This is a genomic window from Pseudomonas sp. MSSRFD41, from assembly GCF_014230245.1.
Lineage (GTDB): Bacteria > Pseudomonadota > Gammaproteobacteria > Pseudomonadales > Pseudomonadaceae > Aquipseudomonas > Aquipseudomonas piscis.
On sequence record NZ_JACKZK010000001.1, the window covers coordinates 247,368 to 262,660 of the forward strand.

General features: G+C 64.2%; 15 protein-coding genes. 7 read left to right on the forward strand and 8 right to left on the reverse strand.

All coding sequences use genetic code 11. From position 1 onward, the window contains the following. Positions 1-22 precede the first annotated feature (22 nt). Both phoR and phoB read right to left on the reverse strand, forming a co-directional pair. The gene (gene phoR, locus H7A76_RS01195; RefSeq protein WP_221775082.1) at positions 23-1,315 is read right to left on the reverse strand and encodes a phosphate regulon sensor histidine kinase PhoR; all 1,293 of its coding nucleotides are present in this window, start codon (positions 1,313-1,315) and stop codon (positions 23-25) included. Positions 1,316-1,451: 136 nt separating this feature from the next. Next, positions 1,452-2,141, reverse strand: coding sequence for a phosphate regulon transcriptional regulator PhoB (phoB, locus tag H7A76_RS01200; RefSeq protein WP_185696843.1), 690 nt, complete (start codon positions 2,139-2,141; stop codon positions 1,452-1,454). 151 nt (positions 2,142-2,292) lie between these two features. Here phoB and H7A76_RS01205 point away from each other — a divergent pair, with 151 nt between their 5' ends. Beyond that, positions 2,293-2,673, forward strand: a complete 381-nt coding sequence (locus H7A76_RS01205; RefSeq protein ID WP_185696844.1) for a hypothetical protein — start codon at positions 2,293-2,295, stop codon at positions 2,671-2,673. Positions 2,674-2,849: 176 nt separating this feature from the next. Here the strand turns inward: H7A76_RS01205 and ubiA are convergent, their stop codons facing one another. Both ubiA and H7A76_RS01215 read right to left on the reverse strand, forming a co-directional pair. Continuing rightward, complete coding sequence (ubiA, locus tag H7A76_RS01210) at positions 2,850-3,740, reverse strand: 4-hydroxybenzoate octaprenyltransferase (protein WP_185696845.1); 891 nt, start codon at positions 3,738-3,740, stop codon at positions 2,850-2,852. Then, on the reverse strand, positions 3,740-4,303 hold the full coding sequence (locus tag H7A76_RS01215; protein ID WP_185696846.1) for a chorismate lyase: 564 nt from the start codon (positions 4,301-4,303) through the stop codon (positions 3,740-3,742). The genes ubiA and H7A76_RS01215 overlap by 1 nt, the downstream gene beginning before the upstream one ends. A gap of 218 nt (positions 4,304-4,521) precedes the next feature. Between H7A76_RS01215 and H7A76_RS01220 the strand changes: the two genes are divergently transcribed. From H7A76_RS01220 to H7A76_RS01245, 6 genes are all read left to right on the forward strand, one after another. Further along, positions 4,522-4,689 carry a rubredoxin gene (locus H7A76_RS01220; protein ID WP_185696847.1) on the forward strand — a complete coding sequence of 56 codons (168 nt, stop codon included), beginning with the start codon at positions 4,522-4,524 and terminating at the stop codon, positions 4,687-4,689. 40 nt (positions 4,690-4,729) lie between these two features. Continuing rightward, positions 4,730-5,878 (forward strand): FAD-dependent oxidoreductase, encoded by a 1,149-nt coding sequence (locus H7A76_RS01225; RefSeq protein WP_185696848.1) that lies wholly within the window; start codon positions 4,730-4,732, stop codon positions 5,876-5,878. Between the two features lie 188 nt (positions 5,879-6,066). Then, positions 6,067-6,342, forward strand: a complete 276-nt coding sequence (locus H7A76_RS01230) for an HU family DNA-binding protein (protein WP_185696849.1) — start codon at positions 6,067-6,069, stop codon at positions 6,340-6,342. 142 nt (positions 6,343-6,484) lie between these two features. Further along, complete coding sequence (locus tag H7A76_RS01235; RefSeq protein ID WP_260497889.1) at positions 6,485-6,874, forward strand: hypothetical protein; 390 nt, start codon at positions 6,485-6,487, stop codon at positions 6,872-6,874. A 72-nt stretch (positions 6,875-6,946) separates the two neighbouring features. Beyond that, positions 6,947-7,381, forward strand: coding sequence for a DcrB-related protein (locus tag H7A76_RS01240; protein WP_185696850.1), 435 nt, complete (start codon positions 6,947-6,949; stop codon positions 7,379-7,381). Between the two features lie 157 nt (positions 7,382-7,538). Beyond that, the gene (locus H7A76_RS01245) at positions 7,539-7,802 is read left to right on the forward strand and encodes a hypothetical protein (RefSeq protein WP_185696851.1); all 264 of its coding nucleotides are present in this window, start codon (positions 7,539-7,541) and stop codon (positions 7,800-7,802) included. 18 nt (positions 7,803-7,820) lie between these two features. On the opposite strand, the gene H7A76_RS01250 is transcribed toward H7A76_RS01245, so the two are convergent. The 4 genes from H7A76_RS01250 to H7A76_RS01265 are packed head-to-tail and all read right to left on the reverse strand — an operon-like array spanning position 7,821 to position 15,272. Then, positions 7,821-8,432, reverse strand: coding sequence for an imm11 family protein (locus H7A76_RS01250; protein WP_185696852.1), 612 nt, complete (start codon positions 8,430-8,432; stop codon positions 7,821-7,823). Positions 8,433-8,441: 9 nt separating this feature from the next. Beyond that, positions 8,442-12,881 (reverse strand): RHS repeat-associated core domain-containing protein, encoded by a 4,440-nt coding sequence (locus H7A76_RS01255; protein ID WP_185696853.1) that lies wholly within the window; start codon positions 12,879-12,881, stop codon positions 8,442-8,444. A gap of 9 nt (positions 12,882-12,890) precedes the next feature. Next, positions 12,891-13,316 (reverse strand): DcrB-related protein, encoded by a 426-nt coding sequence (locus H7A76_RS01260; RefSeq protein ID WP_185696854.1) that lies wholly within the window; start codon positions 13,314-13,316, stop codon positions 12,891-12,893. Positions 13,317-13,334: 18 nt separating this feature from the next. Further along, positions 13,335-15,272 (reverse strand): type VI secretion system Vgr family protein, encoded by a 1,938-nt coding sequence (locus H7A76_RS01265; protein WP_185696855.1) that lies wholly within the window; start codon positions 15,270-15,272, stop codon positions 13,335-13,337. Positions 15,273-15,293 lie beyond the last annotated feature (21 nt).

Consider the following 15,293-nt stretch of genomic DNA (forward strand, 5'->3'; position numbering starts at 1 on the left):
GTTGCCTAGGGGCAGGCCGCTGTCAACGCTGGTCGGTAAGGCTGGCGATGCGGTTTTTCTTCACCTGGGCCGGGGCGAAGTGGCAGGTGAAGGTGCTGCCATGGCCCGGCACGCTGCTGATTTCCAGGCGGGCGCGATGGCGCAGCAGCACATGCTTGACGATGGCCAGGCCCAGGCCGGTGCCGCCGGTATTGGAGTTGCGGCTGGAGTCGACCCGGTAGAAGCGTTCGGTCAGGCGCGGCAGGTGCTTGCTGTCGATGCCTATCCCGGAATCCTGCACGCTCAGGTGCGCACCCTGTTCGTCGCCCCACCAGCGGATGCGGATGTTGCCTTCGGCCGGGGTGTACTTCACCGCGTTGAACACCAGGTTGGAGAAGGCGCTGCGCAGTTCGGCCTCGCTGCCCTTGAGCAGTACCGAGGCGTCGGCTTCCAGGGTGATGTGCTGGTTGCGTTCGCCGGACAGCGCCTGGGCGTCGCTCTTGATCGATTGCAGCAGCGCGTCGATGGGCACCGGATGGTTGTCCGAGGGGTAGTCGGTGGCCTCCAGCTTGGCCAGCAACAGCAGGTCGTTGAGCAGGGTCTGCATGCGCCCGCCTTGCTGCTGCATCTGCTGCAGGGCGCGGTTCCAGCGTGGATTCACCTCGTCGACGTTGTCCAGCAGGGTCTCCAGGTAGCCGCAGATCACCGTCAACGGCGTGCGCAGCTCGTGGGACACGTTGGCGATGAAATCCTTGCGCATCTGTTCCAGTTGGTGGATGCGCGTCACGTCGCGCACCAGCATCAGGTGCTCGTTGTTGCCGTAGCGGGTGATGTACAGCTGGATGCGCACGCGGTCGCTGGCCGGGGAGGGGATCTCCAGCGGCTCGGCGTAGTTGTCCTGCTCGAAGTATTCCTTGAAGCGCGGATGACGCACCAGGTTGGTCACCGGCTGGCCGCTGTCCTGGGGCGTCTTGAGGCCCAGCAGGGTCTCGGCGGCACGGTTCCACCATTCCAGGTTGCCGTCGCTGTCGAGCATGATCACCGCGTCCTTGAGCGCCGCGGTGGACTCCTGGACGCGGTCGATCACCGCTTGCAGGCGCCCCCGGACCCGCTGGTCGCGGCGTTGCAGGTGGTAGATGCTGTCGAACACCTCGCCCCACAGGCCGTAGCCGTCGGGTGGTGCTTCGTCGGGCTGGTGCAGTCGCAGCCATTCGTGCAGGCGCAACAGCTGCTTGAGGGTCCAGGCCAGGTAGATCCCCAGGCCGGCGGCCAGGCTCCAGCCATAGTAGCCGCTGGCCAGCCCCACCAGCAGGCAGCCGGTGAGCAACAGCAACATGTGGCGAATCAGGGTGCCATGCCAGTTTTGATTCACAATCGGTCCTTCGGACGGTGAAAAGTTTCAAGCTGCAAGCTTCAAGTCAAAGCAGATGGGTTCCTACTTGCCGCTGGTAGCTGGCAGCTTGCAACTGCTTTCAACCTTTGGTTGAAAAGCGATACCCGGTGCCGCGCACGGTTTGTACCAGATTTTCGTAGGCATCCCCCAGTGCCTTGCGCAGCCGGCGGATATGCACGTCCACGGTGCGCTCCTCGACGTACACGTTGCCGCCCCAGACCTGGTCCAGCAGCTGGCCACGAGTGTAGGCGCGTTCCTGGTGGGTCATGAAGAACTGCAGCAGGCGGTATTCGGTGGGGCCCATTTCCGCCGCCTTGCCGTCGATGGTCACCCGGTGGCTGATGGGGTCCAGCAGCAGGCCGCCGACTTCGATGGGGGCCTCGCCGTCGGAGGGGCCGGCGCGGCGCAGCACGGCCTTGAGCCGGGCCACCAGTTCGCGTGGGGAGAACGGCTTGGTGATGTAGTCGTCGGCGCCGACCTCCAGGCCCTGGATCTTGTTGTCCTCTTCGCCCTTGGCGGTGAGCATGATGATCGGGATGTCGCCGGTCAGCTCGTCACGCTTGAGGCGGCGCGCCAGCTCGATGCCCGAGGTTCCCGGGAGCATCCAGTCCAGCAGGATCAGGTCCGGCTTGCGGTCGACGATGATGGCATGCGCCTGCTGGGAGTTCTCTGCCTCCATGCAGTCATAGCCGGCCATTTCCAACGCAACGGCGATCATCTCGCGGATGGGCGCTTCGTCGTCAACGATCAGAATGCTTCTGCCAACCATGCTTGAACCTCTTGTCATTCAACTGTCTTGCGCCGCATTAGATAACGGAATTATTGCAGTCGTGTGACAGTATTTCAGGTCGCGGAGCGAGGTGCAGCTTCCTCGACTAAGCTTGGGGTCCGATTCCTGACAACCACAAAAGAAGGTTTCCATGACTGTGTTCAAGCACTCCCTGAAAGTCCTGCTGGTGGGCGCCGCCCTGGCCCTGCCGACCCTGGCCCTGGCCGCCGAGCCGGCGATGAGCAAGGACGGCATGCTGGTGGATCACAAGGGCATGACCCTCTACACCTTCGCCAAGGATGGCGATGGCAAGTCCATGTGCAACGACAAGTGCGCCGCCAACTGGCCGCCGCTGATGGCCGAGGCCGGCGACAAGGCCGAAGGCAAGTGGACGGTGATCAAGCGTGACGACGGCAAGATGCAGTGGGCCTATGACGGCAAGCCGCTGTACGGCTTCGTGATGGACAAGCAGGCCGGCGACATGACCGGCGACGGCAAGATGGACGGTGCCTGGAAGGTCGCCAAGCAGTAATCCCACCTATGGCGGCTACAAGTCCTGTAGCCGCTGCTGAGCCTGCGAAGCTGCACAAAGGCCCGCAGGGCCTTGCTTGGCAGTTCTATTAGATCCTCTGGCGGCCTCAAGCTCGCTGTGTCCCTTCAAACCCACGTCCGAACGCGGTCCGAGCCTTCGGCAGCGGCTGTACGGCCCTAGCGCAGGGCGTAGTCCAGCACCACGCCGATAAAGATCGCCATGCCCGCCCAGTGGTTGTGCAAGAAGGCCTTGAAGCATTTCATCCGGTCGCGATCCCGGGTGTACCAGAATTCCCAGGCGAAGCACGCCGCCGCCACCGCCAGGCCCAGGTGGAACCAGCCCCCCAGGTCGAACCGCGCGCCCGCCAGCAGCAGGCAGGCCAGGGACAGGCCCTGCAGGGTAAGGATGATCACCCGATCGGCCTCGGCGAACAGGATCGCCGTGGATTTCACGCCGATCTTCAGGTCGTCGTCGCGGTCGGTCATGGCGTAGTAGGTGTCGTAGCCCACCGTCCACAGCAGGTTGGCGATGTACAGCAGCCACGCCGTGGCCGGCAGCTGGCCGTCCTGGGCGGTGAAGGTCATCAGGATGCCCCAGGAATAAGCTGCCCCCAGCACCACCTGCGGGTAATAGGTGTAGCGCTTCATGAAGGGGTAGCAGGCGGCCAGGGCCAGGGCGCCGAACGACAACCAGACGGTGGTGGCGTTGGTGCACAGCACCAGCAGGAAGGCCGTACCCATGAGCACTGCGAACAACACCAGGGCCTCCTTGGCGCTGACCTTGCCGGTGGCCAGCGGACGCTGGTCGGTGCGCTTGACCTGGCCGTCGACCTTGCGGTCGGCGAAGTCGTTGATCGCGCAACCGCCGGCCCGGGTCAGGACCACGCCGAGGCCGAAGATCAGCACATGGCCCAGGGATGGCGCGCCCTTGGCCGCGATCCACAGGGCGCTGAGGGTCGGCCACAGCAGCAGGTAGATGCCGATGGGCTTGTCCATGCGGGTCAGTTGCAGGAAATCCCAGGTCCGCGGGTGCAGACGGTTCAGGGACTGGAGCAGGCGCAGGTACATCAGCAAGCCTCCGATTGGGTCTCTATGGCGTGCCACAGCCCGGGCAGGAAGACCTCGGCCACCAACAGGCTAAGAGGCCCGCGATCGAAGCGCGAGCGCCGGCCCCACAGGTCGCCGGCAGCGACCTGGGCGGGCAGCCACGGCTGGGGATAGCGGCAGACTTCGATGGGCTGGCGGGTGAAGGCTTCGTCGCAGAACAGCAACTCGCCCAGGGACCGGCTGCCCAGTTCGTCGATGTTCAGCCCGCCGTCTTCGAGGGCGCTGCGGGCGGCCACGCTGCGGGCGAATACCCAGGCCTCGCCATGCCCGCGCAGGTACACCTCGCGGACCCAGCCCTGGCTGTGCTCGGGCAGGCCCAGGGCCGTGCACTCGTCGCTGCGCAGGGTTTGCCATTGTTCCACCAGCGGCGTGACGCTGAAGCCATTGTTGGACAGGCGGGTCAGGCGTCGGGTCAGCGATCCCTCGTCGAACAGCCAGTTGGCGACCAGTGCGCCGGGAACAGGGGACAGACGGCTTTGCACCAGCCAGGTCGGGGCCGGCGCGGGGGGCATTGAGTGCGGCACGGTGGTTCGTTATTGGCAGCAAATGAGGCGGCGAGCTTAGCACGGCCACCGGTGGTTTTGATTGACCGGGGACGCCAGGCGGCACGAACGTGCTTGCATCTGCCGGTAGCGACCAGTAAAAAACCCCAGTGCCGGAAGCTGATCAGCGTGGGGACCTCCCAGAGTCGACCCATCGACCGCCCCGCCGGCAAAGCCTGAATGCTCGAGGATATGCATCGATGAAGAAGTGGCAGTGTGTGGTCTGTGGCCTGATCTACAACGAAGCGGAAGGTTGGCCGGACGACGGTATCGCGCCGGGCACCCGTTGGGAGGACGTGCCTGAAGACTGGCTCTGCCCGGACTGTGGCGTGGGCAAGACCGACTTCGAAATGATCGAGATCGCTTGATCGACTTTTGCAGACAATGACCAATAACAAGGAGCAAGGAATGAGCGCACCGGTAGTGATCGTAGGGACGGGCCTGGCGGGGTACAACCTGGCGCGGGAATTTCGCAAGCTCGACGGCGACACGCCGTTGCTGCTGATCACCGCCGATGATGGTCGTTCCTACTCCAAGCCGATGCTCTCCACCGGCTTCGGCAAGAACAAGGATGCCGATGGCCTGAGCATGGCCGAGCCCGGCGCCATGGCCGAGCAGCTCAAGGCCGAGGTGCGCACCCATACCCGGATCAGCGGCATCGACCCGGGCCACAAGCGCCTGTGGATCGGCGAGGAGGCGGTGGCCTATCGCGACCTGGTCCTGGCCTGGGGCGCCGAGACCGTGCGGGTGCCGGTGCAGGGCGATGCCGGCGAGCTGATCTTCCCGATCAACGACCTGGAGGACTATGCGCGCTTTCGTGCCGCCGCGGCCGGCAAGCGCCGGGTGCTGCTGCTGGGGGCCGGCCTGATCGGTTGCGAGTTCGCCAACGACCTGATCGTCGGTGGCTACGAGGTGGACCTGGTGGCGCCTTGCGAACAGGTCATGCCGACCCTGCTGCCTCCGGCCGCGGCTGCTGCGGTCCAGGCCGGCCTGGAAAGCCTGGGCGCGCGCTTCCACCTGGGCCCGGTGCTCAACCGCCTGCAACGCAATGCCGACGGCCTGGAGGCCCATCTGTCCGATGGCCAGGTGATCATCTGCGACCTGGTGGTTTCGGCCATCGGCCTGCGTCCGCGGATCGACCTGGCCGCCGCTGCCGGGCTGATGGTCAATCGCGGCGTGGTGGTGGACCGCGAGCTCAAGACGTCCCACTCCAATATCTATGCGCTGGGCGACTGTGCCGAGGTCGATGGCCTGAACCTGCTGTACGTGTTGCCGCTGATGAGCTGCGCCCGGGCCCTGGCGCAGACCCTGGCCGGCAACCCGACGGCGGTCAGCTATGGCCCGATGCCGATCACCGTCAAGACTCCGGTCTGCCCGCTGGTGGTATCGCCACCCCCCCGGGGCATGGAAGGCGTCTGGACCGCCGAGGGGCAGGGCGCCGATGTTCGGGCCTTGTGCCGCGACGCCAGCGGCCAGTTGCTGGGTTACGCCCTGACCGGGGCCGCGGTGATGGAAAAACTGGCCCTGAACAAGGAGCTTCCGGCGCTGCTGGCCTGAATACCGGTCGTTCTGTCGGAATAACCGGGTTTTTGCCCTCACAAAGGTCGCCGGGAGACTGGCGCCACTCTCCAGCGCGTGCCATCCTCACTCCCGTCTGCCGCAGCGTAGAGCCTGCGGCGCCTTGGGGCTGTTCCCCTGAACAGCACGGACATAACAACAAAAAACCGTCAAAGAGGCTTCACACTATGCGTAAACCAGAACTCGCCGCAGCCATTGCTGAAAAAGCGGACCTGACCAAAGATCAAGCCAACCGCGTGCTCAACGCCATCCTCGAGGAAATCACCGGGGCCCTGCACCGCAAAGACAGCGTCACCCTGGTCGGTTTTGGCACCTTCCTGCAACGCCACCGTGGCGCCCGCACTGGCAAGAACCCGCAGACCGGCGAGCCGGTGAAGATCAAGGCCAGCAACACCGTGGCATTCAAGCCTGGCAAATCGCTGAAGGACAGCGTCAATCCATAAACATTGGGTGCTCTCGCCAGCGGGGGCGCATAGGGGGGAAATAGGCATGCCGAGCGCATCGGGTGCCTATTTTTTTTGCCTGTCGCAAGCCCGGGCCTGGCTTGCGAAGGCCTGTGGGCGTGGCTAGGATGCCCGCCTGTTTGTGTCGCGACCCAAGGCCAAGGTTGACCCGCCCGATCAACCATTGCGCGCTATCGACCGCCCTGCTTGGTGGTCTGTTCGTCCCGGCCTGCGTGCCGGTTTCCTGACCCTGGCCCTGCCCTCGGCTCTGGCCGGCAGCCAGCCGCGCCTGGAGCAGGTAGGCTACCGCGAGGCCCTTGGCTGGTTTCACAGCCAGCAGTACGACGATCCCGGTTCCTGGATCTGCGGTTATTCCCTGGCTCGCGAGGACTACAGCGTGGCGCCCAAGGCCCCACGCTTGTTGGTGGAGGTAGCGCAGCGTTTTCTCTACCTCAAGACCGGCGGCCAGTTGCTGGAGCTCACCGGCGCGGACGATCAAGCGTTCGCCCAAAGTTGCCGACGGGTTCCTTGATTGTTACCAGGCATTGCTTGAAGATTTGCCGCTGTACGACTTCCCCCTTTTTCTGCACGGAACGCGAATCCCTTGTCCTCTTACCGTCTTCAAGAAGCCGACCTGAATATCCCTGACTCCTGGCAGGACCAGAGCATCAATATCTTCAAGCTGCCTGCCGTCGGGGGTGCCCAGGAAGCCAGCTTCGTCATCAGCCGCGATCCCAGCCAGGGCGACGCCTCCTTCAGCGACTACGTGGCCCGGCAGCTGGACAGTGCCGAACAGCAACTGCCAGGCTTCAGCCTGATCAAGCGCTGGGACTTCGACATGCACGGCCACGCCGCCGTGCTGCTGGACTACAGCTGGAAGCGTGAAGGCCGCGAGCTGATGCTGCGCCAGGTGTTCATCGAGCGTAAGCCGGCGGTACTGATCACTACCCTGACCACCACGGTCAACGATATGCCCCATCACGAGCCCGCCTGGAAGCAGGCCATGCAGAGCCTCAAGCCGCAGCCGTCGGTGACCTGACTGCAAAGGTTGCGGAGTACGCGCTGAATAGCCTGGCAGCCACGCTCCCGCGGAGGGAGTCGGCCAGGCTCCAGTGAGTGGCCAGCGAGGCCTTGACCGGCGCCAGAGCTCTTGAGTTCGACTTGAATGGGACGATTTTCAGCTTCCAGGGAGCAATATGAAGTTCAGCGCTCTGTTCGTAAGCCGTGAGGAAATGTTCTCGATGGGCGTCGAAGAAATTTCCGGGCAGTACTACGTCTCCTTCCCGGTCAGCAACGGCAGGGTCGATTACGAGGAGTACTACGCCATCGATCGGGCGACTTTCGAGCTGTTCGAGAGGGATATGCAGGCCGCGCTGGAATTCGTCACCCGCGCCCGGAAGCAGGAGCTGGACCAGTTGCTGATCATCAAGCCGGGCAAGAAGCGCGGTACGGCGATCTGACCCGGCATCTGCCGGGCTTCAGGCATTGTTGCGGTAGGGTACGAAACGTCGTTCGGCGCTGTAGAGCCCCAGCCCCTTGTCGCCCTTGAAACCCGCGTCGATCAGGCTGTCGGCCAGGGCCGCGCTGATCAGCAGATCCCCGGACTCCGGCTCCCGGGCGATCTGGCCCATTTGCGGGGCGGCTTGAAGAAACCAGGTCTTGTTGAAGTAGAGCAGGGTGCCGTCGTCGTCCCGCTCCGCTTCGGAGCGCGTGTGGTCTACGGCATTGACGAGCTTGATGGCATTGACGATGTAGTATGGCTGGCTGACTTCCTGGGCGTCGGCAATGAGGCTCAGGGGCTGGATCAACTGGATATCGGCTCCCGCATGCTGGGTGAGAAAGTCCGCCAGCCGAGCTGAAACCAGGGGAACGGCCCCCAACAGCCACAGGCAATCGTGCTCCAGCAGTTTCTTCGCCTTGCACTGGAAAAACACCGGCGGCTTGTCCATGGCCTCTGGGTACGGCTGCCCGGCGAGCAGGGCCAGGTAGTCGAAGCTCGACCCAGGGGTTTCATAGGCGCCGCTATCGACGTCGTAGGAGCCGATCAGTTTCGGGTTGTATTGGATCGGTGGTTTCCAGCTCAAGATCATCTTCTGTTCCTAATCGTAATAGGCTCCCGGCCGGGCGTTCTTGTTCAGTTGTCGCTGGCCTGAGCGCAGCAGTTGGCGCTCGTCGGAGACAATTTTGTCCAGGGCCTTGCGGTATTGGGCCTGGTTCCAGTTATTGCGTTTGCCGACCTGTTCCACCTGAGTCATCTTCGCCGCCAGGTTGTCGCTGACCCGGCCGGCATGACGACCTTCGTGGATCGACCGGCGAGGGTCCTTCGCCGCGGTCTTCTTGTTCGGCAGGAAGATTTTATTCCTTCGGCTTTGCAGATCGTACCCGGCCAGCTTGAGCAACGGGTGATTCTTGGTGGCAGGGTGCTTGTCACTCAGGATGTGGTGGTCCTGATAGCCCTGTTTCTTGAGGCTCTTGATCCGGCGGTTGATCGATGAGGCGCAGCTCCAGCCTAGGGGATCGATCCAGCCAAAGGGGTTGGGGGCATAGAGGTAGAGGTTGAGGCCCCCGGCCAGGGAGATCGGGTCCGGCGTGGTGAAGCGTCCCACGTCCGGGTCGTAGAAGCGGAAGGTGTTGTAGTGCAGGCCGGTTTCCCGATCCAGGTATTGCCCCTGGAACCGCAGGTTCTGCTCTTCGATGTAATAGGGTTCACGCACTTCTTCAAGGGTGTTGCCCCAGACCCGATAACGGGCCTGCCAGATGCAGTGGCCATCGGCTTCGGTCAGTTGCTCCGGCATCCCGCTCAAGTCGTTGTGGTAGTAGCGGAGCTTCTGCCGGGCACCCAGGCCATCGACCCGTGCCAGGGGCTCGTCACTGTCCGGGACATAGATGTACAGGCTGTCATGGCGGCTGTTGTGTTCTTGCAGCAGCTGCATGCCATCCCAGGTGAAGCGGGTTTCATCCAGCAGTTGGCCCTGGCTGTCGCAGAGGCTCTTGGCGATCCGCCGGCCGAACGGGTCGTAGCGCATGCGCACCAGGGTATCGCCGGCGCCGTTCTGGTTGCGCACTTCGATCAGGCGATGTTCGGCGTCATAAGTGAAATGCTGTACACCCCGGCTGCCGCTGCGTTTTTCGATCAGCCGACCGAAGCCGTCGTAGCGGTAGCGTTTGTCCTGGAAGGTCAGCAGCTTGTTGTGTTGCACCCGCCCGCCCGCAACCTGCGGCCCGTCGAGCAGATTGGCCGCGGCGTCGTAGCTGAAGGTTTCGTTCTGCCCCGCCAAGGGCCCCTGGCTGGCAATGATGCGACCGCTGGCGTCGTAGTGCAGGAGCTGCCGAGCCTGTCCCTGAGGCTGGCGTGTCATGCGGCCGATCAGGTTGTCGCCAGGGTCGAAGTCGAAGTGCTTCTGCAGTTCCAGCGAAGGGTTGCCCGGTGCTTGTGTCGAGCGCCGCAGGCGAGCGCGCAGGCGCCCGCCGCGGTCATATTCACTGTGGCTGCTGATCTGGCCCTGGGTCCGCAACACTTCGCGGTGCAGCCGGTCGCGTTCGAAGTCGCTGATGGGCTGGCCGTCGAGGTTGATCTGGTGCAGATGGCCGCTGCCGTAATACAAGCGGTTGAGCCAGCGGCCATCCGGCAGGCGAGTACGGGTGGGATTACCCAGCTCGTCGTATTGGTAGTGCAGGCTGGCCTCGGGGCCCTGTTCCGAGAGCAACTGGCCGAGGGCATCGTAGGCGAAAGCCAGATTTTGCTGCTGGCCGGCGATATCGGTGAATTGCACCGCCGTCAGTTGATCCAGCGGATCGTAGTGGTATTGGGTATGCCCGTCGTCGGTGGTCTTGCCGATCAAGCGACCCACGGCATCGCGCTGCAAGTGATGGACGATGGGCTCTACGGCCGGCGCTCCCGGGGCCTGGGGCGCGGGCACGAACTCCAGCCGGGTGACCTGATCCAGGCGGTCGTAGGCATAGCATCGGGCGCTGCCGTCGAGGTCCTGCTGTTGCACCAGGCGATCACCAGCGTCCCAGATGAAGCGGTAGCTTTCTCCGTTTTCATTGGTCAGTACCTGCAGGCGGCCAAAGGCGTCATAGCCGAACTGCACCTGCCGGCCGTGGGGATCGGTGCGCAAGCGTACCTGTCCCCGGCGATCGTATTGATACCCTGTGCTGTGGCCCGCCGGGTCGATATAGCCGGTCAGCAGGCCACTGGCGTCGCGCTGGTAGTGTTCGCTGCGGCCATCCGGCAGCCGGCTTTGCAACAAGCGCCCCTGGGCGTTGTAGTGGAAGGTCTGGCGCTCGCCCAGGGCGTTGGTAATGACCTGCAGATAGCCTTGGCGGTCATAGCTGAAACGGGTGGGGTAACCCGAGCAGTCGATCTGTTGCTGCAGCTGTCCCTGGTCGTTCCATTCCAGCGTCTTGCTTTTGCCGCTGGCGTCGATTACTTCCCGCACCAGGCCCCGTGAGTCATAGCGGTAGAGGGTGCTGTGGCCCAGAGGATCGGTTTCGCGAGTGCAGTTGCCCCGGGCGTCGTACTGGTAGGTCCAGGTATTGCCGGCAGCGTCGATTTCCGCCAGTGGCAGGGACCAGTGTTCCAGCCACAGGGTCGACTCGCTGCGGCCCAGGGGGTCGATGCTGCGGCAGAGATTGCCGGCATCGTCATACTCGAATTGATATTGGCCGCCCATGGGGTCGATCGCTGCGAGCAACTGGCGCTCGTCGTTCCATTGGAACTGCCAGGTCTGTCCCAGGTTATCGGTGTATTCGGTGATCTGCCGCTGGCTGTTCCAGCGCCGCAGGCTCTGGCGTTGCAAGCTGTCGGTGATGCGGGTGACGCCTGCCTGCAGGTCGTAGTCGTAGCGGTATTCGTCGCCTTCGTCAGTGTAGTGGCGCACCACCCGCCATTCGCGCTCATCGATCCAGGCCCACTCATAGAAGCAGCGCAGCCCGGTGGGTAGCCAGTGCTCGACCATGCGCCGGGCATGATCGTAGGCAAAGTGGCGCTGCAACTGCTGGCTGGCATCGCGCACCTCGGCCAGGTCGCCTTGGCTGTCATAGGTGTAGCTGACCAGCACTTCGCGCTGTTGATCGGGGTACAGGCGCTCGATCTGCGCTACCCGACCGGGCCACTGCGGGCTGTAGATCAGTTCAACCTGGACCTGATCGAAGGCGTCGCGCAGGCGGCTAAGGAGTCCGCTGGTGTCATAGTCCAGGTGAATGCGGTTGTCGTTGCGATCTCCCAACTGGCTCAGGCGCAAGTGCTCGGGGTTGCCTGGCGTGGGTTCGAACAGTCGGTACAGGCCGTCCTCGCTTTCGATCAGCAGCCGGCCGTCGTGGTTGCGCCTTACGCTGAGTCCTTCACCATCGCTGAATACCGCGCCACCGAGGGGGATCGACCCCATATCGATCCGTCGTCCCTGTTCATCGGTGTAGATCAGGCGTTCACCGCCTTCGGGGTGAGCGTGGAGCTGCACGCAGATCTCGTAATTCACGCTCCAGCCTGCGCCGAACAACCCGTCCCGGCGCTCATCGAGGCTGTTGTAGACACGCTGCCAGTCGATGGGCAGCACACCGGGCAAGGCGAAGTCCAGGTCCTCGTCATCCCCCAGAACCTTGGCCCCGGTCGCTGCGTGCACCGGGTTCGGCGAGCCGGCGATGGCTTGGGTCAGCGCTCCCGTTGCCTGGCTGACCACAAAGGAATTGACCCCCGACATCAGCATGCACGGCAGGTTGCTGAGGAACTTGCCCTTGCCGCCCTTGAGCATCATCAGCACGGTCACCGCCAGGCCCACCCCCGGGGTCTTGCCACTGCGGATCTCGCGTACCACCACCGAGCCGCCGCCGATGGTGACGTTGGGGGAAATGGGGCCGGCCGATACCACCTTGGCGTCGCAGGTGCTGCGATCGCCGCTGCGCACTGCCGGCTGGCCGTCGATGCTGACCTTCTCCGAACCCTCGGCCAGGTACTGCGGTGGCATGGGCGGGTGCTTGGTACAGGTGATCAGGTCCTGGTCCCTGGGTTCGGAGCCAGGGGCAGGGGAGGCCAAGGTGGGCCGCCACATCTGCGAGAAGAATTCCGTGGCCATGTCGAGAAAGCCCGGACCTTCCTCCGGGGTGGCCGAAGGCGTGTCGGTGGCTTCGCCTTCTTCGGCACCGTCGCCGTTGATCTGCGACGGCGGGGCGATACCGGCCGCGCGGGCCGCCGGCTTGTTGTTGGTGAGGACCTTTTTCGAGCCGCTGGCGATGGTGGCCTGGATCGAGGGCGGGAACAGTGCGTTGCCTATGTCCTCGCATAAACTGCTCAAGCCCTTGTCGGCGCCGGTCTTGCTCATGACCACGCCCACCACCACGCCCACCACCAGCCCTAGCACGCAGGCACCGAGGCCGCCGGTGGCCACGGTGATGCCGGCTGCCGCAGCGACTGCCATGGTCGCCAGGGCGCCGATGGCAACGTTGGCCGCGACCTCCAGTACACCGCCGAGGATGTCGGCCATCATCGAGGTGTGTTCCAGCCCGTCGCCCAGGCGGGCGGCCCAGAGTGCATCAGACATGTGCGAGCCTCAGCCCAGGACCAGGGTGTTCTTGATCTGCTGCCAATGCGCGGCTTCGGCGTCGCCGAGCTTCTGGGCCTTGACGTAGCTCATGGCGAGCATCTGTCGGGTGCCGGGTAGCACCAGCGCCAGCTGGTACTGGAATACGCGTTCCTTGCCCTTGTTGAACTGGCTGCGCAGCTCCATGGCCTGGATCTCCTTGGCCGGCCCCACCAGCACTGGCTGCGGTGCCTGCGCGCGCAGCTCCTGCACCTGCTGCTCCAGGCGTTGCAGTTGGCTGGCCAGGCTGCTCTCCAGGGTTTCGCCGTCGCCCAGCAGGCTGCGGCTGACGATCAGCGAAGTGCCCAGGTCCGGGAACTTGAGGATGTTGATCGAGGCGTCCTGCAGTTCGCCGGCTGGCGGCTGGAACTGCAGTTCGTTGAGGCGATAGGTCATGACCCATGTGTCCTTTGATTAACCCTTGGGGGCGGGGAAGACCGCGCTGACCTTGGCAGTAATGGCGCCTTGTACGCCCTGGCCTTCAGTGGTGGTGCCCGGGCCGCCGCCATTGTTCAGGTGCAATACGCCGCCGGTATTGATCTGCGCGTCGCTGGAGGCGTGGACGCTGATGTTGACCCCGCACAGGTTGATCTGGCCGCTGGCGTTGAGCTCCAGGATGCTGGCGCCGCAGACCAGGCGCAGGCGCTCGCCGACCTCGATCACGTAGCTCTGGCCGATGCTGTCGAGTTTCTTCTCGCCCACCGTCAGTTCATCCACGTGCCGGACGATGCGCACCCGCTTGTTGCCGATGGTCACGAACTCGTCGTGGCCGATGCTCTTGTTGCGGTTGTTGCCCACCGAGTGGCTCTCGTTGACCTCGACCACGATGTCCTGGTTGCGCTCGGCATGGATGTACAGCTGCTCGGCGCCCTTCTTGTCCTCCATGCGGATTTCGTTGAAGTTGGCCGGCGAGCCGCCCTTGCTCGAGCGGCTCTTCATGCCGCTCTGGGTCGCATTGGCCGGCAGGTCGTAGGGCACGGTCTGCTCGGCGTTGTACACCCGGCCGGTAATGATCGGGCGGTCGGGGTCACCCTCGAGGAAGCTGACGATGACCTCCTGGCCGATCCGCGGGATCTGCATCGAGCCCCAGTTCTTGCCGGCCCAGGCCTGGGACACGCGGATCCAGCAGGAGCTGTTTTCGTTGGACTGGTCATGGCGATCCCAGTGGAAGTGCACCTTGACCCGGCCGTACTGGTCGGTCCAGATCTCCTCGCCGGCAGGACCCACCACCCGCGCGGTCTGCGGGCCCTGGACCAGCGGCTTGTGGGTGCTGGCCAGGGGCCGGAAGCTCTGCTGGGAGTCGATGCAGGTCAGGTGGCTTTCGAACTGCGCGCCACCACCGCCGCCGCCGCTCTCCAGGCTTTCCTGGACCAGGTAGTAGCGGATGCCGACGATCAGGTACTCGCGGTTCTGGTCCTGGCGGCTGAAGCCGGTGAGGCTGAACAGGTTGCCCACTCCCAGGCCACGGGCGTTGCCGCTGAGCTCGATGCGCTCGTGCAGGCTTTGCAGGGCCTCGATGCGGGTCTGCGCATAGTGCTCGCCGTCGCTGCTCTGTACGTAGGTGCCGGGATAGTCGTACAGCGGATAGTCGCCGCCGGTGTGCGGGCGCGGCATGGCCGAGCGCACGTCGATCCGCGCGCTGGGGCGCTGGAAGTCGTAGTCGTTGAGCTCCAGGGAGCCGGGCTGGACTTCCTGGGCCAGGTGCCAGTCGAAGATATGGTCGCGCTCGCGTTGCTGTTCGTCGCGGGGGTAGTAGGGCACCGAGGCGTAGCCGGGCACGCTGCCGTGGGCGCCGTAGGCGTCGGCGAGCACCAGCACATGGCGGTCCTTCTCGTGGCGGAAGAAGTAGTAGATGCCTTCCTGCTCCATCAACCGGCTGACGAAGTCGAAGCTGGTCTCCCGGTACTGCACGCAGTATTCCCACTCGCGGTAGGGACGGCTCAGGGCGTCTTCGAAATCCGAGAAACCCAGGTCGCGGAACACCTGCTTGATGATCTGCGGAATGCTCAGGTTCTGGAAAATCCGGCAGTCGGAGGTGCGGCTGAGCAACCACAGCCAGGGCCGCAGCGTCACCTGGTAGCTGGCGAACTGGCCGGTGTCGATGTTCTGGCTGCAACGCGCCACGATGCCGTGGAAATGCCGCTGGCCTCCGCCGTCCAGCTGCACGCTCAAGCCCATGGGCTTGCCCAGCAGCTGGTTGAGGTCGATGGCCGCGTCGCTGGAAGTCAGTTGCAGCTGGTAGTCGAACAGGCGCCCCAGCTCCTCGCCGCCGCCCATGCTCTTGAGCAGCAGGACATCCGGGCCCAGGGGGCAGTTGACCTGCGCCAGTCGTGTGGATTGCTGAAATAGCATCGTCAGTCTCGTTGAAGGGGG